17 protein-coding genes are annotated in these 20,742 nt (G+C 43.3%); 9 read left to right on the top strand and 8 right to left on the bottom strand.

The features are described from left to right. Positions 1 to 4: 4 nt before the first annotated feature. Positions 5 to 1,675, bottom strand: coding sequence for an ATPase (locus FW759_RS05025; RefSeq protein ID WP_443505692.1), 1,671 nt, complete (start codon positions 1,673 to 1,675; stop codon positions 5 to 7). A gap of 229 nt (positions 1,676 to 1,904) precedes the next feature. On the opposite strand from FW759_RS05025, the gene FW759_RS05020 reads away from it, so the two are divergent. The 5 genes from FW759_RS05020 to FW759_RS05000 all read left to right on the top strand — a co-directional run bounded on the left by FW759_RS05020 (position 1,905) and on the right by FW759_RS05000 (position 8,080). After that, positions 1,905 to 2,618: an FFLEELY motif protein gene (locus FW759_RS05020; protein WP_131398097.1), complete on the top strand. Its 714-nt coding sequence runs from the start codon at positions 1,905 to 1,907 to the stop codon at positions 2,616 to 2,618. Between the two features lie 365 nt (positions 2,619 to 2,983). Then, complete coding sequence (gene ubiE, locus FW759_RS05015; protein ID WP_095570402.1) at positions 2,984 to 3,871, top strand: bifunctional demethylmenaquinone methyltransferase/2-methoxy-6-polyprenyl-1,4-benzoquinol methylase UbiE; 888 nt, start codon at positions 2,984 to 2,986, stop codon at positions 3,869 to 3,871. Positions 3,872 to 3,981: 110 nt separating this feature from the next. Beyond that, the gene (locus tag FW759_RS05010; RefSeq protein WP_353670128.1) at positions 3,982 to 4,677 is read left to right on the top strand and encodes a ubiquinone biosynthesis accessory factor UbiJ; all 696 of its coding nucleotides are present in this window, start codon (positions 3,982 to 3,984) and stop codon (positions 4,675 to 4,677) included. A gap of 81 nt (positions 4,678 to 4,758) precedes the next feature. Beyond that, positions 4,759 to 6,417: an ABC1 kinase family protein gene (locus tag FW759_RS05005; protein WP_446442368.1), complete on the top strand. Its 1,659-nt coding sequence runs from the start codon at positions 4,759 to 4,761 to the stop codon at positions 6,415 to 6,417. 232 nt (positions 6,418 to 6,649) lie between these two features. Continuing rightward, complete coding sequence (locus FW759_RS05000; protein ID WP_446442367.1) at positions 6,650 to 8,080, top strand: FAD-binding oxidoreductase; 1,431 nt, start codon at positions 6,650 to 6,652, stop codon at positions 8,078 to 8,080. A gap of 127 nt (positions 8,081 to 8,207) precedes the next feature. On the opposite strand, the gene ruvB is transcribed toward FW759_RS05000, so the two are convergent. The 5 genes from ruvB to FW759_RS04975 form a co-directional block, all read right to left on the bottom strand. Continuing rightward, on the bottom strand, positions 8,208 to 9,188 hold the full coding sequence (gene ruvB, locus FW759_RS04995; protein ID WP_062845046.1) for a Holliday junction branch migration DNA helicase RuvB: 981 nt from the start codon (positions 9,186 to 9,188) through the stop codon (positions 8,208 to 8,210). 178 nt (positions 9,189 to 9,366) lie between these two features. Further along, a complete protein-coding gene (gene ruvA, locus FW759_RS04990) occupies positions 9,367 to 9,987 on the bottom strand; it encodes a Holliday junction branch migration protein RuvA (protein WP_446442366.1) in 621 nt (206 codons plus the stop codon). Between the two features lie 73 nt (positions 9,988 to 10,060). Further along, positions 10,061 to 11,098, bottom strand: coding sequence for a class II fructose-bisphosphate aldolase (fba, locus tag FW759_RS04985; RefSeq protein ID WP_446442365.1), 1,038 nt, complete (start codon positions 11,096 to 11,098; stop codon positions 10,061 to 10,063). A gap of 442 nt (positions 11,099 to 11,540) precedes the next feature. Beyond that, positions 11,541 to 11,927: a hypothetical protein gene (locus tag FW759_RS04980; RefSeq protein WP_446442364.1), complete on the bottom strand. Its 387-nt coding sequence runs from the start codon at positions 11,925 to 11,927 to the stop codon at positions 11,541 to 11,543. 259 nt (positions 11,928 to 12,186) lie between these two features. Next, positions 12,187 to 13,401, bottom strand: a complete 1,215-nt coding sequence (locus FW759_RS04975; protein WP_446442363.1) for a phosphoglycerate kinase — start codon at positions 13,399 to 13,401, stop codon at positions 12,187 to 12,189. 462 nt (positions 13,402 to 13,863) lie between these two features. Here FW759_RS04975 and FW759_RS04970 point away from each other — a divergent pair, with 462 nt between their 5' ends. Beyond that, the gene (locus FW759_RS04970) at positions 13,864 to 14,193 is read left to right on the top strand and encodes a TraR/DksA family transcriptional regulator (protein WP_353670131.1); all 330 of its coding nucleotides are present in this window, start codon (positions 13,864 to 13,866) and stop codon (positions 14,191 to 14,193) included. Positions 14,194 to 14,203: 10 nt separating this feature from the next. Here the strand turns inward: FW759_RS04970 and FW759_RS04965 are convergent, their stop codons facing one another. Next, complete coding sequence (locus tag FW759_RS04965; protein ID WP_446442362.1) at positions 14,204 to 14,872, bottom strand: thiamine phosphate synthase; 669 nt, start codon at positions 14,870 to 14,872, stop codon at positions 14,204 to 14,206. An 82-nt stretch (positions 14,873 to 14,954) separates the two neighbouring features. Continuing rightward, positions 14,955 to 16,031, bottom strand: coding sequence for a serine hydrolase (locus FW759_RS04960; RefSeq protein WP_443505685.1), 1,077 nt, complete (start codon positions 16,029 to 16,031; stop codon positions 14,955 to 14,957). A 416-nt stretch (positions 16,032 to 16,447) separates the two neighbouring features. Here FW759_RS04960 and FW759_RS04955 point away from each other — a divergent pair, with 416 nt between their 5' ends. The 3 genes from FW759_RS04955 to FW759_RS04945 all read left to right on the top strand — a co-directional run bounded on the left by FW759_RS04955 (position 16,448) and on the right by FW759_RS04945 (position 20,709). Then, positions 16,448 to 17,083 (top strand): response regulator, encoded by a 636-nt coding sequence (locus FW759_RS04955; RefSeq protein ID WP_062845054.1) that lies wholly within the window; start codon positions 16,448 to 16,450, stop codon positions 17,081 to 17,083. A 45-nt stretch (positions 17,084 to 17,128) separates the two neighbouring features. Continuing rightward, entirely contained in the window at positions 17,129 to 18,877 is a 1,749-nt protein-coding gene (locus tag FW759_RS04950; protein WP_131398111.1) for an ATP-binding protein, read from the top strand. A 125-nt stretch (positions 18,878 to 19,002) separates the two neighbouring features. After that, the gene (locus FW759_RS04945) at positions 19,003 to 20,709 is read left to right on the top strand and encodes a sigma-54-dependent transcriptional regulator (RefSeq protein ID WP_446442361.1); all 1,707 of its coding nucleotides are present in this window, start codon (positions 19,003 to 19,005) and stop codon (positions 20,707 to 20,709) included. Positions 20,710 to 20,742: the final 33 nt, after the last annotated feature.

Genomic DNA, 20,742 nt, shown 5'->3' with positions numbered 1-20,742 from the left:
GCTATCATAGGCCGTAGGCTACTGATAGCTGCTTAATCGCATGATCTAGAACCTCTAAACGCGCTTGACGTTTGTTATTGGTTGCTACCACGCACCATGGAGCATCGGCTGTGTCAGTACGTGCTAGCATATCAGCGGCAGATTGAACATAGTCTGACCATTTATCACGATTGCGCCAATCATCCTCTGTTAATTTAAATTGTTTGTGCGGTGTCTCTTCGCGGGCTTCAAAACGTTTTAGCTGCTCTTTTTTATCAATGGCAAGCCAATATTTGATAACAACTGTGCCCACTGCTGCAAGATCTGCCTCAAAACGATTGATTTCATCATAAGCGCGCTGCCACTCCTTATCAGCGGCGAACCCCTCGACACGTTCAACCAATACGCGCCCGTACCAAGTACGATCAAAAATGGCAATACGACTGATGCGATCTGTTTGCTGATTTGGCAGTTTTGTCCAAAAACGCCATAGATAAGGATGCTCTGCTTCATATAGCATTGGCGCGCCAATATTATAAATTTGATACTCACGAGGATCCAGAGGCGCAACCAATCTTTTGATGGCGCCACCCTTACCCGCCGCATCCATGCCTTCAAATGCAAAAATCACGTGATGACCATTACGAGCGCGAAGCAGTTCGGCAAGACGTGCTTGCTTTGCTGTTAACGCTTTCTGATAGTCAGCTTTCTCTATTTTTGAATTTTCGATATCTTTTAAATACGCAGGTATTTTGACTGGTTCAAACGCTGACTCAAGTGTTTTATCAGATTTTGACTTATGAAGCGTTGATTTATTGGACAGTGATTGCTTTACCTGACTTTTTGTCGTACTTGGCTGACTACTCGTTAGCGCATTTTGCATTGCTTGTAGTACTTCATGACAAAAATGATTGGCCGCTTGAGATTTATCTTTGCCATCTATGATAATCCAATCATCTTGCTGTCGTAGCAGCGTTACGGCTACCTCGTTAAAGGTTTCAATCACTTTTTCATTGTGCCAATCAATTTGATACAAAAACTGTGGGTCTGCTTCTGTATCGTTCAGGCGAGCTTGTAGTGTTTCAACGTCGACGTGAAACCAACACTTAAGTAGTTTGGTTTGATTGGCCACTAAGTCTTTTTCAAACGTTTGCAGTTTGACAAGTTGCTGCTGAAAATAGGCTTGCCAACCTGCCTTTTTATACTCGTTATCTTCTGAGCTTTCATCCGTATCTTTACTTTCTGCTATGGCCATACGCATGGTGTTATAGAGTAAATCTGCATACCAGTTACCAAAATATACCATCACATCACCATGACGCGGCATCATCTTGGTGTGTGCCTGCCAAATCGGTTGATACGCTAGAGGACAGCCACCAACGGTCGCCTCCACCTTTAGTAACCTTGGATCTACCCACTCTCGAAGTTGCTTGACGGCTGTCCCCTTGCCCGCCTGCTCCATCCCATTAACCAGTACCAATATCCCTGTTGGCTTATTGGTGGTGACTGGGGCTCGTTGCCGCGTTGCTCGCAGAGCATATTGAGCAGTAACCAAAGCCAATCTAAGAGTATCTTTGTCCATAGAAAACTGGCTCAAAGGGTTTGGTATTAAACGCTGCTCAATAACGTCTTCGCTAAACTGAGCACTGACCGCTTGCGGTATCGCAGCTTCAGTCTTATTATTCTTTTGGCTCATAACTACAATCCCTTTATAATTGAAAGCATGTCAGCTTAATCATAGCACTCGACTCATTCAGTAAATAACGATGCTATGTAACAGTTTGGCATTTGTATTCTGCATTGTTTTCTTTTAAGGTGAACACAATCTTAGATGCGTGCTTTAATAGACAACGATAAGCATAAGAATAACCATCATATGATTGCCATTTTTTATTTCTCTTTAATTTTACGTAGGTTTACTTGTCATGGCAGCTTTAGCCGATTTACAACAGCATTTGGCCCGTTTTTGGGCATTACCTTATCATCAAGACGTGGCATTAAATACCAAACTTGATGAGGTACAAGCTTGGCAACGTGCTCGTATTCAGCACACTCATCAAGCACTGTTTGAGCAGCCGCAGAACCAACTGATGGCAGATTATTTTTTAACCCAACTGTATGGCGGCGATGAGTTTAAATTATTGGCCAAGCAGCTAGAACGTATTGTCCCTAAAGCTCAAAAATTGGAGCGTTTTGCACCAGCAGCTGCTTTAGAAACAGGCAGTATGGCGATACAGGCCGCTATTTTAGCGATAGAATTGGATTTGCATTTAGCGGAGTGGCTCTTGAGTCAAGATTTAGCCGTCAATGAAGACAATATGTTGGCCGCTTATCGTGCTGTCGATGAAGCAGACGCTCGACGTGTGCAAATTGGACATTTAAAGGAAGTTTGCTATCGCACAGATAAGTATATTAATTCCTTTATGCTGCAAAAAGCTTTTGCTCTAGCCAAAGGTACTGCCTACCGTTATAACTATCATCCTTTATATGATTTTATTAACGCTGGGTTTGTCGCGATGCGTCCACTAGACAGTGTTGGCGGATTCATTGAACCGTTTTGTGAGCGCGAGCTTGAAATCATTGACCAAGTGCATGATACGGATAATGGCGGTAAGCCATTAGCGTTTGGTGTATCATAGAGTTTATAACTCGCTGACTTGACGATTACTTTATACCTTTTATAAAAAATCTGCATAAAAACAACCTGCATAAAATACAGTCACAATACTGAATAAAGGACAATGCTATGACCGATACTACCAATAACAATAACGTACCTCATGACCAGACGACGTCTACCAATGGTCACCTCCAAGACAAACTGGTCAAAGACAGCATTGCTCATAATCAAAGCATCAGTGCGCAAGCCCAAGCACGACAATCTCCTCTACCTACCAAGGCCTCTGAGACGGTGAAAAAAGACAGTTCTCACCCATTCGATACCAATGATTTTACCAAAGTACAAGATCTACCAACTGGAGCGCCACAAGGCCAACAAACCACTATGCCAAACAATAATACAAATAATGATAGTTTGAATAAACCTATAAATAATACCGTCAGCAGTAGCGCCAACACTCAAATTCCTAAGCAAACACTGTTTAATCAGCGTGATGACATCAATAACCCGCATACGCCTGATACTGATGGCAATGAGGAAACGCATTTCGGCTATAAAACAGTCAACAAGGCAGAAAAACAAGCACGTGTGGCTGATGTATTTACCTCTGTTGCCAAAAAATACGACATCATGAATGACTTGATGTCTTTTGGTATTCATCGCCTATGGAAACGCTACGCGATCAGCTTATCAGGCGTGCGTTCTGGTCAGCATGTACTTGATATCGCTGGCGGTACGGGTGACTTAGCCAAAGTCTTTAGCCGTGAGGTGGGTAGAAACGGGCACGTTGTATTATCAGATATCAATGCCGCCATGCTAGAAGTAGGTCGTGAGCGCTTAATCAATGCTGGCTGCAACAACGTAGATTTTGTCCTAGCAAACGCTGAAACCTTAGCGCCTTTTGATGATGAGAGTTTTGATTTGGTCACCATCAGCTTTGGTCTACGCAACGTCACCGACAAAGATGCGGCTCTAAAAGCCATGTATCGTGTACTCAAACCAGGCGGTCGATTACTAATCTTAGAATTCTCAAAACCTGTGTTTGAGCCACTGTCGAAAGCATATGATTTGTACTCATTTACCGCATTACCAATGATGGGTAAAATTATTGCTAATGACTCTGAGAGTTATCAATATTTGGCTGAATCAATCCGTATGCATCCTGATCAGCAGACGTTGAAACAAATGATGCAACAGGCTGGATTTGAGAACTGTGATTATCATAATCTAACCGCTGGTATTGTCGCTGTGCATCGTGGTTTTAAAGCGTAATGATAAAAAATCAATAAGAGAATAAAACTGACAATCTCAACTGGTCGTAACCACTGATTTTATAAACGATGCGTCTTTTACAGGCGCTCAACCAAAGATGCGAGAGCCTTATGCTAACTGTCCTACTTTTGGCAGGTGCCGAAAAGCTAATTAACTTTGCGATTGCAAGTGACGAGATTACCAAAGCTGGATTGGCACCGCTCGCAGGAAAAGTGCTACGACTAAACATGGCTGTGCCTGAAATTGACTTAGATATCTTATTCACTCATGATCGGCTGCGGTTCGAGCCTGTGACGACAGAGAGCGTATTTGAACCAAGTGGTCAGATGGATGAACGCCAAAAAGCCAGTATGGAGCGCGCGCGGATGGGTCATAGCCGTCCTGACTGTGTCATCAGCGTTGATAACCCAGCGCAATTACTGAATCTAATGCGCGGTGCTGAAGGCAATTTACCAATTGCTGGTGACTATAAGGTCTTGATGCAACTCAAGCAATTGGTGGCAGGCTTTGATCCAGATGTCGCAGCTCAACTAGAGCCTTTTATTGGTAGACCGATGGCAAGTCAGTTGCATCTGCTGATATCGCAGCTCAAAGGCAGCTGGCGCCATAGTGCCAAACGCGCTTTTGATGATGTGAGTGATTGGGCCAATGACGTCGCAGGTAACCGTGCAGCCGATCCCACTGAGGTGGCAGAAGTGAATGACCTCAAGCAGCAACTGCTAAAGCTGCGTTCTGATATTGAGCGTGAAGAAGCCAGATTGGCTGCTATCAAAAATGAGCAGGCTCAATGGATGAATAATCGATGATTATTACTACTGACTAAGCATTTTCTATAAATAAGTACAGCCCCGTTCTGTTTTCGACTTTCTTTAGAGTACCTATATCACATGCTATTATCTCATCGCGCACGCTTACTAGAGCTTTGGCGTATTGCCGCAACTTACCGTATTGACACGCACCTCTCTGTAGAAGAAGCGCCGCAGCTGCAACCTGTTGCACGGTTAATTCGCTTGCACCCAGCCGCTTGGGGTAAAAAACATCAACCCAATGCCATTAAGTTTGCGCTTGAAGACATGGGTACCCTGTTTTTAAAACTGGGACAACTGCTCTCTACCCGTCGTGATCTGGTACCGCCTGAAATCATTGCGCAGCTGGTACAACTACAAGACAAGGTCAAACCATTTGACTCCAATGTCGCCATTGCGCAAATACAAGATCCCAAACATGGTCTTGGCCAAAGTATCGGGACGTTGTTTGCCCGTTTCGACGTCAAACCTTTAGCGGCCGCCTCAATCGCTCAGGTGCACACCGCTGCTTTGCATGATGGGCGTGAAGTAGTTATCAAGGTGGTGCGTCCCGATATTCGTACCACCATCGTTGATGACTTTGAGCTATTACGTGAGCTTGCCAATTGGGCATCCGCGCGTATTGAAGCAGCACGGGCGATACATATCATCGATATTGTCGAAGATTACCGTCAAGTCATGCTCAACGAGCTAGATTTGACGCTTGAAGCAGACAATACCACGCAAATGCGTAACAACTTCTTAGGCTCGGCATTGATGTATGTGCCTGAAGTCTACGATGCTGCCAAAAATGTGATAGTAATGGAACGTATTCAAGGTGTTCCTATCTCACAAGTAGAAGTCTTTGATAAGCTTGGTTATGACCGTGCCGCACTGGCAGAAAAAGGCTTAACCATATTTTTTACTCAAGTCTTTCGTGACAATTTCTTTCATGCCGATATGCATCCGGGCAATGTTTTTGTAGAAACACCCCCTGTAAAAACACTCAGTACTGATATGTCAGCAGTAGACTTAGGTCATGATCCGCGCTATATCGGACTCGATTGCGCCATTATGGGCACCTTGTCAAAAGACGATCAACTGATCGTAGCGCGTATGTTATTGGCAGTCATGAATAACAACTTTACGGCAATGGTCGATATTGTCAGCCGTGCTGGCTGGATACCGCCCAATACCGATAAGCATGCATTGATGCGCGATATGAAACGCACAGTCGGTCCAATGCTACAAAAATCCATTAATGACATCGATTTTGCGGGTGTATTGATGCAGATTTTGGACATTGCGCGTCGCCATCATATGAGTATTCCACCACAGTTAATGCTGCTCCTTAAAACCTTAGTCCATGTGGAAGGACTTGGGCGAGATCTCTATCCCGATCTTGATATTTGGTCACTTGCCAAACCTATTTTAAGCAGCTGGATTAAAGAACAACTAGACCCTATGCGTAACTTGCAACAGCTAAGAGCACAGTTACCAGAGCTTTTGTTATCTACCACTGATATTCCTAAATTACTCGATCAAGGATTACAAAGTCTGGCCTCACAAGGCTCACGTCAAGACAGTCAACTGCGAGAAATACAGCAAATACGGGCTGATATGCTCAATGATCGCCGCCGTGACTGGATAACACTGGCAGGATTTGCGGTGTTTATTGCGATTGCAACACAAGTTGGATGGTTCGCACCACTCTTTTATTTGTTGGCACTCTTAATGGTGGTTTGGCGTATTCTAGCTTAATTTATTGATACTATTCACGGCGACAATATTTTACGACGATAGTACTTTATGACAATAGTGTTCGTGAATTGTTATGACTTCACGATATTTTATAATAAACGCTCCTTCCGTTTGAGTGTGGTTTCTACCTCTTCGTTTGCTTGTCTTTCAAACAAAATATAAAGTAAGTGATCACTCAGCTTTATATTTTGTTTGCTTGGCTGAAAATACCTTTTACATGTAGGAGCCAGTCATGTCTTCTCTGCCAGACTCTATTATGAACGACAGTATAAAACCAGATTATGGTACTGCGATTGCTGATTTAAGAATCCGCTTCGGTCAACAGCTCAGTACCAATACAGCAGTATGTGAGCAACACGGTCATACCATGACATGGCTCGCCAATCAGCCGCCCGATGCCGTATTGACTGTACAGGATAAACACGACGTCGCTGCTGCGGTAGAGATTTGCAATCAACACCATATGCCAGTGATTGCCTTTGGTATTGGCTCTTCTTTAGAAGGTCAATTAAATGCACCTTTTGGTGGACTTTGCATCGATATGCATGCCATGGATGCTATTTTGCAGGTCAACAACGAGGATTTGACTGTTACTGTACAGCCGGGCGTGACGCGTGAACAATTGAATCATTACTTACGTGATACTGGATTATTTTTTCCGATAGACCCTGGTGCTAATGCCAGTATTGGCGGCATGGTTGCCACTCGCGCGTCAGGTACCAATGCTGTACGTTATGGCACCATGAAAGACGTGGTACTTGCTTTAGAGGTGGTCACGGCAAATGGCGACATTGTGCGAACAGGGACACGCGCCAAAAAATCAGCGGCCGGTTATGACTTAACGCGATTGATGATAGGTTCAGAAGGAACGCTTGGTATTGTCACAGAGATTACGCTCAAACTATTTGGCATCAGTGAGTGTATTGGCAGCGGCATTTGTCATTTTCCAACCATTGAAGACGCCTGTCAAGCCGTGATGCTGACCATTCAAATGTGCTTGCCTATTGCTCGTATTGAGCTGCTTGATGCCTTGCAAATCAAAGCCTGTAATCAGTACGATAATCTGAGTCTGACCGAAACTCCAACGTTATTTGTAGAGTTTCATGGCACGGAAGCAAGTGTTCAAGAGCAAGCGCAAATATTTACGGAGATCATCGAAGAGTTTGGTGGTAAGGATTTTTCTTGGGACACCAATGAAGCTGAGCGCAAACGTCTTTGGCAAGCGCGGCACAATGCTTATCATGCCAGTTCTGCTCTGAGACCTAAAGCCAGTGCCTTATCTACCGATGCTTGCGTGCCTATCTCACGTCTAGCTGAGTGCGTCAGTGAAACGGCAAAGGATATCGAAGCGTCTGGTATGATTGGGCCTATTGTTGGTCACGTCGGTGATGGTAATTTCCATGTTCTGTTACTGGTCGATACGGATAACCCTACAGAAATAGCAACAGCTGAAGATATTATAGGACGACTCGCCAAGCGTGCTATTGAGATGGATGGCACCTGTACAGGTGAGCATGGCATTGGTCAAGGCAAACAAAAATATATGCAGCAAGAGCATGGAAACGCTTTGGTGCTAATGCAAGCAATTAAGGCTGCCCTTGATCCCAACAATATCTTAAATCCAGGTAAGATTTGGCCCCACCCTATACCTGCTTCTGCCTAAATAACTCTTATCCCAATAAAAAATGCGTGTGCTATTAATGGAAGCACGAGCATTTTTTACCAACCCTTTAACCTTATTGCCACTGCAGTATATAAACACATCATCTGTCATTTTTTACAGTGCAGTACTATAACATCTGGTCAATGGCCATTTGAGTCAATACACGTCCACGAGCGGTACGCAGTACATATCCTTGTTGAATGAGATAGGGTTCAATCACATCTTCAAGCGTACCGCGGTCTTCCGCCATGGCTGCTGCGACGGCTTCTACGCCCGCAGGTCCCCCATCAAAACGCTCGTGCAGTATTTCAATATAACGTCTGTCTAAATGATCAAGACCACGTCTATCAACCGCTAGCATATCCAGCGCACTACCCGCTATTGCCCCGTTGATGCTACCATCACCTTTAACTTCGGCATAATCACGCACACGGCGTAACAGGCGATTGGCAATCCTAGGAGTACCACGAGCACGACGAGCAATCTCAATCGCACCGTCTTCACTCATTGGTACACGCATGAGACGAGCTGCTCGGCTGACAATCGTTGTCAGATCAGCAATATTATAAAACTCAAGACGCTGAACAATGCCAAAGCGATCACGTAAAGGCGATGTCAATAACCCCGCTCTTGTCGTCGCTGCAACCAATGTAAAAGGAGGTAAATCAAGCTTAATAGAGCGTGCAGCAGGCCCTTCACCAATCATAATATCAAGTTGAAAATCTTCCATGGCTGGATAAAGTATCTCTTCAATCACCGAACTTAAGCGGTGAATCTCATCGATAAATAGCACATCACCTGCTTCTAAATTGGTCAACATCGCTGCCAAATCGCCTGGTCGCTCAAGGACAGGGCCTGAGGTTGACCGCAGATTACCACCCATTTCACGAGCGATGATATTGGCAAGCGTCGTTTTACCCAAACCTGGTGGACCAAAGATCAACGTATGATCCAGCGCCTCATCACGGCCTCGTGCAGCGCCAATAAAAACCTCCATTTGCTCACGTACAACCGGCTGACCAATGTATTCTGCCAGTAATGCTGGGCGAATATTGGCGTCTGGCGCATCACTGGCTCCTTCTAGCGGATTAATTAAACGATCTTGCATCATAAGTTCTATCATTATATTAAAAAAATTGAGTACCAAATAGCATAACCAAACGCTACGCATAAGTCATGCAAAACCTCAGAAAACCCTTGCCAGAACGAAAATAAGCGACATCTAATGTCGCTTATTGTTTTGATACTTATTAATGATGACTTTTGTCAAATCAAATCTGGGAACATCAAAAGCCGGAGAGCTGTTTTAACGTGGCCTTTAGAAGTCCTTGCGTATCGGCGAACACATCGCCATTACTTTTTGCCGCTTTGATGGCTTGCTGAGCTTCTCTTTCCTTATAACCCAAACTGATCAATGCCCCTTCTACCTCAGCGACAATACTGCCTTCGTGAGACACAGCGATAGGCTGATGTGTGAACTCGAGGGATGAATTATCAACGTCGATGTTTTTAAGCTTGTCTTTAAGCTCGATCAGTAGGCGTTGTGCTGTTTTTTTACCAATACCTGGAATACGAGTCAAGGCTGTCTCTGACTCTTGTTCCACATGCATCTTCAGTTCAGCAGCTGACATCGCAGACAGCATGGCTAACGCCATTTTTGCTCCTACGCCATTGATTTTAATCAACTGACGAAAGACATCGCGCTCTTTACGATCAATAAAACCGTAAAGCAGTTGCGCATCTTCACGCACATGAAAATGCGTCCAAATACTGGCCTGCTCATTGAGATGCAATTGACAGAATGACGGTAATGGCAGCTCGATATCATAACCCACACCAGAGGTCGTCATGATACAAACCATGGGTGCCATCAGATACTGCACCTGTCCGGTAATCAATCCAATCATCACTACTACCTCTTATAGGGGCTGCCATGAGCATGCCATATTATCGTCAATAACCAGCTTTTCTTGGTCTGAATTACTGATAAAAATTAACCATACCTTCAAGGCTGGTCGGGCGAATCTTATGGGCTTGACCTGCTGAACCAAATGCTTCAAAACGATTGGTACAGATATCAGACATGGCTACCATAGAGGCTTTGAAGTATTTGCGTGGATCAAACTCACTTGGATTTTCTGCAAGGAATTTACGAATAGCACCAGTTGACGCCAAACGCAAATCGGTGTCGATATTCACTTTACGTACGCCATGCTTAATCGCTTCTACAATTTGTTCAACAGGTACGCCATAAGTTTCGCCGATATCACCGCCATTTTCATTGATCACTTTTAGCCACTCTTGTGGCACTGACGATGAGCCATGCATCACAAGGTGAGTATTCGGAATACGGGCATGGATTTCTTTTACGCGCTCAATAGATAAAATATCGCCTGTTGGTGGGCGCGTGAACTTGTAAGCGCCATGACTGGTACCAATAGCAATGGCCAGTGCGTCGACATTGGTATCTTTAACAAATTGTTCAGCTTCGTCAGCACTGGTCAATAGCTGATCGTGCTCCAATACGCCTTCTGCGCCAGAGCCGTCTTCTTCGCCTGCCATACCTGTTTCAAGACTTCCCAAACAGCCAATCTCGCCTTCTACGGAAACGCCACAAGCCTGTGCCATCTTAACTACTTCACGGGTAACACTGGCATTATAATCATAATCCATTGGCGTTTTACCGTCTTCACCAAGCGAGCCATCCATCATCACGGATGAAAAACCAAGTTGAATTGAGCGTTGGCAAATAGCAGGAGACATACCGTGATCCTGATGCATGACCACTGGTATATGTGGCCATTCTTCGATAGCTGCGATAATCAGATGACGCAAAAATGCGGATCCTGCATAGTTACGGGCACCAGCACTGGCTTGGACAATGACAGGTGAGTCACAAGCATCCGCAGCCATCATGATTGCACGCATCTGCTCTAAATTATTGACATTAAAGGCAGGCACACCATAGTTATGTTCAGCAGCATGATCTAGAAGTTGACGCAAGGATATTAAAGCCATAAAACGCTCTCTGATTAAATTTTGAATAATGAATTAAAAACAACTTTTCAAACAACCGCTTTTGGAATAAAACGTGAGAATCACTAACCCGAAACCTTTGACGTGATAACGATTAACGCGTGATAAGTCACGCACAGTTATCCTTCGTCTTTGGAATAAGCAATACAGGGTCATTAGTACGCGACAATTATAGCAAAAAATGCGCGGTCTTCGTAGCCGTTGCCACACTATTTGTTTATCTATCTATTTGCAGATTTAGCCTTTGTTGTGCACAAGCCTTGCACTTAACGACAATAAATGGAATTAAAAATTGGCAATGCAAAAAGCCTTGGTAATTACCAAGGCTTTTCTAGTATTTTGAGGGCTTATAAGGAAATGAACGACCTTTATTGTGCTTTAGCGAATCATAGATCTGCGACTTGCTTGGTCATTCATCAAATGCTTAGTACTGCTGCTCTGCTTCTACTGCATTTTCACTGGCTTTATTCTCAACAGCAGATGCGCCATCGGCAACCACTTCAGCAGTATTGGCAACGGCTTCATTTGCACCTACCACAACCGCTTCACCAGTATTTGCTAGTGCATCGGTAGCATCAGCACCAGCAGTTTCAGCGCTTTCAGCAACTTCAGCACCTGCATCTTGTGCAGCAACTTCAGCTTCAGCAGCTGTTTCCTGAGTTTCAGCAGCAGCAGCGTCAGCGTTTGCAGCGGTATCATCACCAGCAGACTCAACAGCAGCTTCGGCATTGTCTTCTGTTTGTTGGCTACAAGCAGTAACTGCGAAAGTACCAGCCAATATGCTAGCAAGTAATAAATGACGTTTTAACATAATAAACCTCTCATCAATAAAGCATGTCAAAATACATGGTTGCGCTATTTTATAGAGCACAAATGAGACATGCAATCACAATTTTCATTATAGAAACAAATAATTACTACTTAATAATAATTAATGACCGGCCACTTCCAAAACGCTTACTAATAAATTTTAAAACCAGCTTGTCACCACATTATTTTTATAGCCTAACTTAGATACTTACCACCAACTGTACATCTAATGTTAATAAATCAAGAAATCCGTTAAAGGATTATACTGCGATTTGCAACGCTGCTACGGCTGGGAGTACTTTGCCTTCTACAAATTCTAGAAAAGCACCACCACCTGTAGACATATAACTTACCCCATCGGCTACCTGATATTTATCAATGGCTGCTAAGGTATCACCGCCGCCTGCAATTGAGAAAGCGGCACTGTCTTTTACCGCTGAGGCTAGAATTCGCGTACCATTGCCAAAAGCATCTACTTCGAAAACACCTACCGGCCCGTTCCATAAAATGGTTTTCGCATTGATAACTGCTTCAGCAAGCTGAGTGGCGCTTTCTGGTGCGATATCCAATATCATATCGTTATCGCCAATCATATCGACCGACTTAATAGTGGCGGTTGCCTTTTGTAATGAGCCAGTGAAATCATCGAAATCAATCTCATTTTTATCGGCGACGACCACATACTCTGGCAATAAAATGTCAGTTTTAGTCATGATCTCACGAGCAGTATCAACCAAATCCGCTTCGTAGAGAGAAGCGCCAACACTATGACCTTGAGCGGCTAAGAAAGTATTGGCAATGCCACCACCGACGATGATTTGTGAGCAAACTTCTGCCAAACTGTGCAAAACCTCTAGCTTTGTAGATACTTTTGATCCACCAACAATAGCCAACATTGGTTGCGCGGGCGTTTCAAGTGCTAAGCTCAATGCATCAAGTTCAGCTGCCAATAGTGGGCCTGCACACACGGTTTTGTCGGCTTGGCGCATGGCTTGGGTGACACCTTCAGTTGATGCTTGCGCACGGTGCGCTGTGCCAAAAGCATCCATTACGAACACATCGCATAAGTCGGCGTATTTTTTGGCCAAAGTGGCATCGTTCTTCTTTTCACCTGCATTAAAGCGCACGTTTTCGAGTAGTACGACTTCGCCAGCTTTAATAGACACGCCTTGCGTTAGATAATCGCGATTGAGACTAACGGGCGTCGATAACTTTGATCCAAGTTTGTCTGTCAAATAATCTGCCACGGGTGCCAATGAGTAGATCATTTCAGGCGTGCCTTCGGTGGGACGCCCTAAGTGTGAGCAAACAATAACAGCAGCGCCTTTTTCTAATGCCAATTTGATGGTAGGCAAACTTGCTTGCAGGCGTGCATCACTCGTGACTTTACCATCTTTAATAGGTACATTTAGGTCTTCTCGAATCAACACTACTTTATCCGTTAAGCTCAGCTCACTCATGCGCAAAAAATTCATTACCTGCTCCTATACATCAATCTATCGATTAATCTGTCTATTGAAAAACTAAGGTGACTATCATTACTAAAGTGTTTTTGTGAAAGGTGCTTATCAGCGCTTACTTCTTACATTCATATTACCCGCTGATTTCGCAAATTCTGTAGATTCTATCAATTCGTTTTTAAACTTTTTATCGCTCATATCTATGCTTATTTTATCCCTTTATTAAAGGGGCTAAACCAGCAAGAATTGACGGCGATGTATTCTACCAGTTTTCTGTCAAGAGCCATAAAAAAACGTGCAGTAAACTGAAACCTCATTAGTTTTTGTACTAGCCCTGTATGCAAGTTATGTAGACAAAAAAGTCATAAAAGTTTAAACGTCTCTTTAATCATCCGTAACATTTCGTGGTGGTAGTTGCCGATAAAGCCCTTTATGCTAGGCGTGTAAATAATAAAAACAACCTATTAGGAAATTACTATGAGTATTGACTTAAACCGTGCTAAAGAAAGTTTATTAACCTTAAAAGAAGAGTATGAGACTCGAATTGATAAAATTGAAGATCACATTCAAAACCCACAAGATGATCTCAATGAACATTGGGAAGATCAGGCAATCTCTTATCGCCAAAACGATATGCGTCAAAACCTTAAGAGCGAGGCACGCCAAAGTCTAATCTATGTCGAAAATGCATTAAGCCGTATTGAAAACGGCACTTATGGTGAATGTGAAGTATGCGGAGAGCCAATCGAAGCACAACGTTTGGAAGCCTTACCTTACGCGACTCTATGCATGGAGCATGCCGCTTAAGCTCAAACTATCATACTGCAGGCGTTTTCCAATTCGAAAATGCTTGCTGCCATTGCTGACAACGATTAGCAATTTGCGCCACAGACAAATCCATCACATCTCCCACGACCGCTACATAAGTGATTGGCAGACCTGTTAGCTCTGACACATTTTCTGCCGTTAGACCGCCTATTACGCATATCTTTATATCCTCTTGACAGCCATCAGTTAGATGCTGACGAGAAATAATATTGGCGTTTGGTTTGGTTGTAGAAGTGAATATTGCGCCCATTGCTGCATAAGTTGCGCCATCGTTTTGCGCTTCCTTAACAAGAGCTACATCACCGTGGCAAGTACGACCAATGACTTGGTTTGGAGCTAATCGCCGTTTGGCATCATCGATATTGCCATCTTGCTGACCAAGATGTACCCCAACGCCAAGCGCTGCCGCTAATTCAATGTCATCATTGATCACGACTGGTACGTTATGGGCGCGAGCCAAATCAACAACCTTAGAAGCTTCTTCATAGAGCCTCAACTTGCCATTTGGCAATTGCAATACCTGTTTGCGCCGAACCTGTAATAATCCGATAAGGCCTGTTGCCAGCGCTGCTTCTAACTTCTGATAGAGAAGCTCAAATTCATCGTCGTTGGTCAGTAGATACAGCTTTGGTATAGTAGAAATGATTGATTGGGTCATATAATGCATCCTTAATCTCAGCGCAATAAAAAGGCCGTTATATGATATAACAGCCTTATTAATTAACGTTAAGTCTGTGAACTTATACGGTGCGGCGAGTCGCTAAACTGTTTAGGATATTTTTGGCATCGCCCCAACGCGTAGCTGAGCTGTTAGCCCCTAAAATAACGATAATCGCTGGACGATTATTCACACGTGTTTCCATAACGACGCAACGACCGGCTTCGTTGATAAAGCCTGTTTTTGAGATACCAATCGGATAATCGCCAGCACGAACCAGCATGCTAGTATTATTGGCTTTATAGGTACGGTTGCCATTTGAGTAGTTGGACACAAAGAAATCATAGCTTTTGGTCGTAGAGAAACGACGAATCACATCATAATTACCAGCTGCACGTACCATTTTGACCAGGTCATTTGATGAGGCAACATTACGCTTATCAAGACCAGTCGGATCACCAAAGAAAGCCGTGGTCATCCCTAAATCTTGAGCTTTACGGTTCATTGCACGTATAAAGGCACTATAGCCACCTGGGTAATTACGCGCCAAACTTTTTGCCGCAGGATTTTCTGATTTCATCAATGCCATCAATAGCATTTCGGCACGGTTTAGACGATCACCTGATTTAAGATTCGAGCTCGCGCGTTTTGGACCTACGAAATCTTCAGGATCAAGCGTGATCTCTTCACGCATATCAAGACCAGCATCCAGCACCACCATAGCGGTCATCAATTTACTGATACTAGCCATAGGACGCGCAATGTCAGCATCTTTTTCATAAATCGACTCACCAGTCTCAGCATCGATTACAGCCACACTACGCGAATCAGTACTGATCGGAATCATGTCACTACTTCCGAATGCACCGCGGTACGTGGTGTTATAGCGGTTACTGTTGCTAGCAAAGTTATTGCTATTAGCATTAGTGAGGTTGGTCGTGCCATAGCCATTATCGACTTTTTTAATGGCAGAACCGTTGGATTTGTACATGATGTTGCGTGCTTCTGATAAGCTATCCGCCCCACCCCAACTCATGCGAGCACTAGAGCCAGTATCAGTGCTACCATTAATAGTAAGTGCGGCTTGTGCAACACTGCCCAAACTCAATGAAATCATAGCGGCGATTAGCTGCTGTTTGGTTAATGGTAGTTGCTTCATTATGCCTCCTGCTTCCGTTATCACGTCAGTGACATGCTTTCTGACGCCTAGAACGTACGTAGCGTTTATGGATGTGTTTGTAAGTACTCGTATAGAGTTTTGGTATTTTTAGTGTATCATGGTTTGAATTGAAGTCTAATCTTCAAAGCCAATTTAGTAATTTATTTTGAACTAATTCAAACTTTGCTACAAATAATTTATATTTTAGAAACATTGGTTTATATTTCAGCAATATATGCTCATTTTAACCGCTATAATCATTCACGTTCTGTCATGTTAAAGAATGATATCTTTATAATTCTTTAACATTACTTCACGTTTTCAAAAATTGAAACAATCATTTAGATGACATAAATTTATCTATCATTCAGTATGTGTAATAACTCTCACTCTGACAAATAATAAAAGGCACAGTTATGATTAAAGTATTGGTAGTAGATGATCATGATTTGGTACGAATGGGTATTAGCCGTATGTTGTCAGATAGTGCCGATATCGAGGTTGTGGGCGAAGCAGATAGTGGTGATATGGCCATCAAGCTTGCCAAACAATTGCTTCCTGACGTGATTTTACTGGATGTCAATATGCCTAATATTGGTGGTCTTGAAGCAACCAAACGTTTAATTCAACTTGATTTAGGACTTAAAATATTGGCAGTGAGTAGTATGGCATCTCAGCCTTACCCTTCTATGCTCATTAAAGCCGGTGTCAATGGTTACATCACTAAAGGCACACCGCTAGATGAGATGATCAGAGCCGTCAAAAAAGTTTATAAAGGCGGACGCTACTTTAGTCAGGATGTCGCTGAACAATTGGCAGATGTTTTATTATCAGATAATGCAAACTCACCTTTTGATTTGCTCAGTGATCGTGAAAAGCAGGTCGCAATGATGGTGGTTAATTGTCAAAGCCCTCAGCAAATCGCCGATCAGCTGTTTGTCAGTGTAAAAACCATCAACACTTATCGTTATCGTATTTATGAAAAAGTTGGCGTTGATAGTGATGTTAAGTTGACGCATTTGGCCATTCGCCATGGTTTGATTCAACCGTAGCTTTCTCAATAATTCTCTTAGCAACTTTTCTATAACGGTTCAATTATGAAACCTGTTACTGACATCGTCTCGACTGTCATCCAGTACTTACATCGTGATGATACGCTGCCTCTTCCGCAATTACGTAAATTGGGACTGATCTATAGCAGTTATCGCTTTATTGTCAGCGTGTTTTTTATGTTGATGGTATACATCAATGCGCGCACTGATAATAGCTCATTGCTACCAAGCTTCTTGCAGCAAACGGTACTCAGTTTTTACGTGTTATTGAGCCTAATTTTGCTGGGTTTGTTTTACGTTGTGTCCAAAAAAATGCGGCGTCAGCTAGCCTTTGGTTTGGTGTTAGACGTCGTCATTTTAAGTTTACTTCTTTATACCGCTGGCGCACCTGATTTACAGTTGACCATGTTATACATGGTTGTTGTAGCAGCCAGCTTTATGCTACTACATAGCTCACAAGCGTTAATCATCACATTACTGGCAATCATCTTTGTTATTTATCAACAGTTTTTTTATGCCATTGCCAATAGTATGAGTTTGGCCAATCTAAGCGACGCCCTACTCATGTCAGCCAGCTTTTTGGCAGTTGGTATTTTGAGTTGGTCTCTCTCACAGCGCTTAGTACAGCTTGAAAAAGTAGCAGCAAGTCATGCCAGAGAAGTTGAACGACTCAATGTCATCAATCAAGAAGTCATCACACAAATGGTAAACGGCGTCATTGTCATTGACAAACAACGTATTGTCTTAGCAAATCTTGCTGCACATCAATTGCTGAGTATGGCGCATGACCCAGCCGCCCAAGACCTCTCTACAGCTATCAATAATACACAAAATGATAAACGGCAGGCTCTACTCCATAACTTTCAGCAAAAGCTTAGTAAACAACATACACAGCTGCTCAAAGCGTGCTTGTCAGTAGCAAGCGGTCAATCACGCAGCTTTACCTATGACTTGCCTGCCATAGCAAATGCTTCTGTATTTGGCAAGCTACGTGTGCAAATCACGCCATTAAAAGACGACAGCAAACTTGTTATTTTAGAAGATTTGCGCCGAGAACACGCCAGCGCGCAACAGTTAAAACTGGCCTCTTTGGGGCAGCTAACTGCCAGTATTGCTCATGAAATCAGAAACCCGTTGGCTGCTATATCGCAAGCCAGTCAGTTGCTAATGGAGGATATGGCTGAGCTCGATGCCAAAAATGCTGCAAGTGATAATCAAGAGAGCAGTTCCTCTTATCTTGACATGGCGGGCAATCATGAGCTTTATAAAATGATATTTTCGCAAACGAAACGTGTGAACCGTATTATCGAAGATGTCCTAAAACTGTCTCGTCAACAAAAGGCGAATCAGCAATCCATTGTATTGGCTGAGTGGCTTCCAGTATTTTTGGAAAACTACTTCAAAGGTCATGATGTTTTCTTACACGTAAAGACACAGCCTATTATCTCGTTCGATACCCATCAGTTAGAGCAAGTTTTAATCAATCTAATCAATAATGGTCTGCGTCACAGTAGCTATGCTCACCCCCATGCTTATGTAGAGATTGAGGTTTATTGTGTCGATAACGATGTTATAATTGATGCATTGGACGGTGGCACAGGCGTGAAAGCCGAAGAGTTGCAGCATCTGTTCAATCCATTTTTTACCACGGATCAAAAAGGCACTGGATTGGGGCTGTATTTATCACAAGCATTTTGTGAGGCCAACCAAGCCCGTCTGCTTTACGTTCCTGAGCACGAGAAAACCTGCTTCCGCTTAATAGCGCCTGCTGTCAACTCTGATACTTATGTATAAATGGTTAAAAGCAATATCAATACAAGTGTTTTGTGAGTAAGAAATTCTCTTCCTATCAGATATTTTATCCGAATGGTATGTCGATTTTTAACATTTAATAGCTATTGAATACAATGAGATGATGTATGACAACTACCGCACTAGTCGTTGATGATGAAGTGGATTTGTGCCGATTAATGCAGATAACGTTGACCAAAATGGGTATCAAAAGCGATGTGGCTTATACGTTGGCGCAAGCAAGAGCATATTGGCAAGAAAACAATTACGATTTTTGTTTGACTGATTTGAAGCTACCTGATGGATCGGGGCTAGAATTGGTAAAAGAAATCAGTAACAGCTCTAACAGTCCCATTGCGGTTATCACTGCACATGGTAGTATGGATCTTGCCATAGAGGCATTGAAGCTTGGGGCATTTGATTTTGTTAACAAACCGCTTGAGTTACCGCGTCTACGTCAACTGGTAGAAAGCGCTTTAAAGGTTATCCATCAAGACAATGAGGCAAATGCCACACCAGAATCTTCACCTGAACAAAAACTGTTAGACGCTCGACTGATCGGTAATTCTGCCGTAATGACCCCTTTGAAAAATACCATATTAAAGCTGGCACGCTCACAAGCCCCTGTATTCTTATCAGGCGAGTCAGGTACAGGTAAAGAAGTGGTTGCTCGACTGATTCATGATATCAGTCCGCGTAGAGATGGCAGTTTTGTGCCAGTGAATTGTGGTGCGATACCATCCGAGCTAATGGAGTCAGAATTTTTCGGTCACAAAAAAGGCAGCTTTACAGGTGCCGTGGCTGACAAACAAGGCTTATTTCAACAGGCAAATGGTGGCACGTTATTTTTAGATGAGGTCGCGGATTTGCCACTTGCAATGCAAGTCAAGTTGCTGCGTGCTATTCAAGAAAAAACTGTGAGAGCCATTGGTGACACAAAAGAGATACCCGTTGATATTCGCATACTCTCTGCCACTCACAAAAATTTAAGTCAACTTGTACAAGAGGGTGCGTTTAGACAGGATTTGTATTATCGCATCAACGTGATTGAATTAAAGTTGCCGACACTCAATACTCGCCGTGATGACATACCTGTTTTGGCTGAGCATTTCTTAGGAATGATTGCTCATGAATGGCAATTGGAAACACCGCCCTCGTTAACAATTGAGGCGCGCGCGCGATTGCAACAGCATAATTTTGCTGGAAACGTCCGTGAACTGCGTAATGTACTAGAGCGTGCAGTGACTCTAGCAGAAACATCCTTGATTGATATCAGTCATTTGGGCCTCCCTGATCTAGAAGACGGTATGGGTTATCAACCAACCGCTTCTCAAGCTCGTCACAATCATACTGATAGTGATACGCACCTTGATCAAACAGCCAATGCGCCTATTACCACTCAACCAATAGAAGATAACAAAGGCACTATCCGATCCACAGATAAGACCATAAACCCTGAGCAAACGACGACCAACCTGCACCCGTACCGTACTAATACGCAACATTATCCTTCAATGGTACAGCGTCAAGCCAGTCGCCAAACAGAAGCATTTAGCAATGCAAATCTCCGTCACGATGTAGAGACAATTACTCAAGCATCAAATCAACCGGATGTAGGTGAAAAGGCAAACTTGAGCGAACTGGCTGACGTTCAACTGCCCTTTCAAGGGTTAGAGCACTACCTACAAGAACAAGAAAAACAGCTGATTATTACCGCCTTAAAACAAGCTGGCTGGAATAAAACTCAGGCAGCCAAATTACTAGGAACGACTTTCCGATCTTTACGCTATCGCATGAAGAAACTAGATATCGCCGAAGATGAAGTTGATGAATAGTATGCTATGACAATAGTTTAAGAACATAGCAGC

This window comes from Psychrobacter sp. 1176_08 (assembly GCF_052850615.1).
Note: the sequence above shows the minus strand (reverse complement) of the source record. Positions and strands in the feature narration are given on the sequence as shown.

Coding starts and splice junctions, on each gene's coding strand:
- FW759_RS05025 (WP_443505692.1), bottom strand. CDS start 1,675: ATGAGCCAAAAGAATAATAAGACTGAAGCTGCGATACCGCAAGCGGTC.
- FW759_RS04970 (WP_353670131.1), top strand. CDS start 13,864: ATGAGTATTGACTTAAACCGTGCTAAAGAAAGTTTATTAACCTTAAAA.
- FW759_RS04965 (WP_446442362.1), bottom strand. CDS start 14,872: ATGACCCAATCAATCATTTCTACTATACCAAAGCTGTATCTACTGACC.
- FW759_RS05000 (WP_446442367.1), top strand. CDS start 6,650: ATGTCTTCTCTGCCAGACTCTATTATGAACGACAGTATAAAACCAGAT.
- FW759_RS05005 (WP_446442368.1), top strand. CDS start 4,759: ATGCTATTATCTCATCGCGCACGCTTACTAGAGCTTTGGCGTATTGCC.
- ruvA (WP_446442366.1), bottom strand. CDS start 9,987: ATGATTGGATTGATTACCGGACAGGTGCAGTATCTGATGGCACCCATG.
- FW759_RS04945 (WP_446442361.1), top strand. CDS start 19,003: ATGACAACTACCGCACTAGTCGTTGATGATGAAGTGGATTTGTGCCGA.
- FW759_RS04975 (WP_446442363.1), bottom strand. CDS start 13,401: ATGAATTTTTTGCGCATGAGTGAGCTGAGCTTAACGGATAAAGTAGTG.
- fba (WP_446442365.1), bottom strand. CDS start 11,098: ATGGCTTTAATATCCTTGCGTCAACTTCTAGATCATGCTGCTGAACAT.
- FW759_RS05020 (WP_131398097.1), top strand. CDS start 1,905: ATGGCAGCTTTAGCCGATTTACAACAGCATTTGGCCCGTTTTTGGGCA.
- ubiE (WP_095570402.1), top strand. CDS start 2,984: ATGCCAAACAATAATACAAATAATGATAGTTTGAATAAACCTATAAAT.
- FW759_RS04955 (WP_062845054.1), top strand. CDS start 16,448: ATGATTAAAGTATTGGTAGTAGATGATCATGATTTGGTACGAATGGGT.
- ruvB (WP_062845046.1), bottom strand. CDS start 9,188: ATGCAAGATCGTTTAATTAATCCGCTAGAAGGAGCCAGTGATGCGCCA.
- FW759_RS04950 (WP_131398111.1), top strand. CDS start 17,129: ATGAAACCTGTTACTGACATCGTCTCGACTGTCATCCAGTACTTACAT.
- FW759_RS04960 (WP_443505685.1), bottom strand. CDS start 16,031: ATGAAGCAACTACCATTAACCAAACAGCAGCTAATCGCCGCTATGATT.
- FW759_RS05010 (WP_353670128.1), top strand. CDS start 3,982: ATGCTAACTGTCCTACTTTTGGCAGGTGCCGAAAAGCTAATTAACTTT.
- FW759_RS04980 (WP_446442364.1), bottom strand. CDS start 11,927: ATGTTAAAACGTCATTTATTACTTGCTAGCATATTGGCTGGTACTTTC.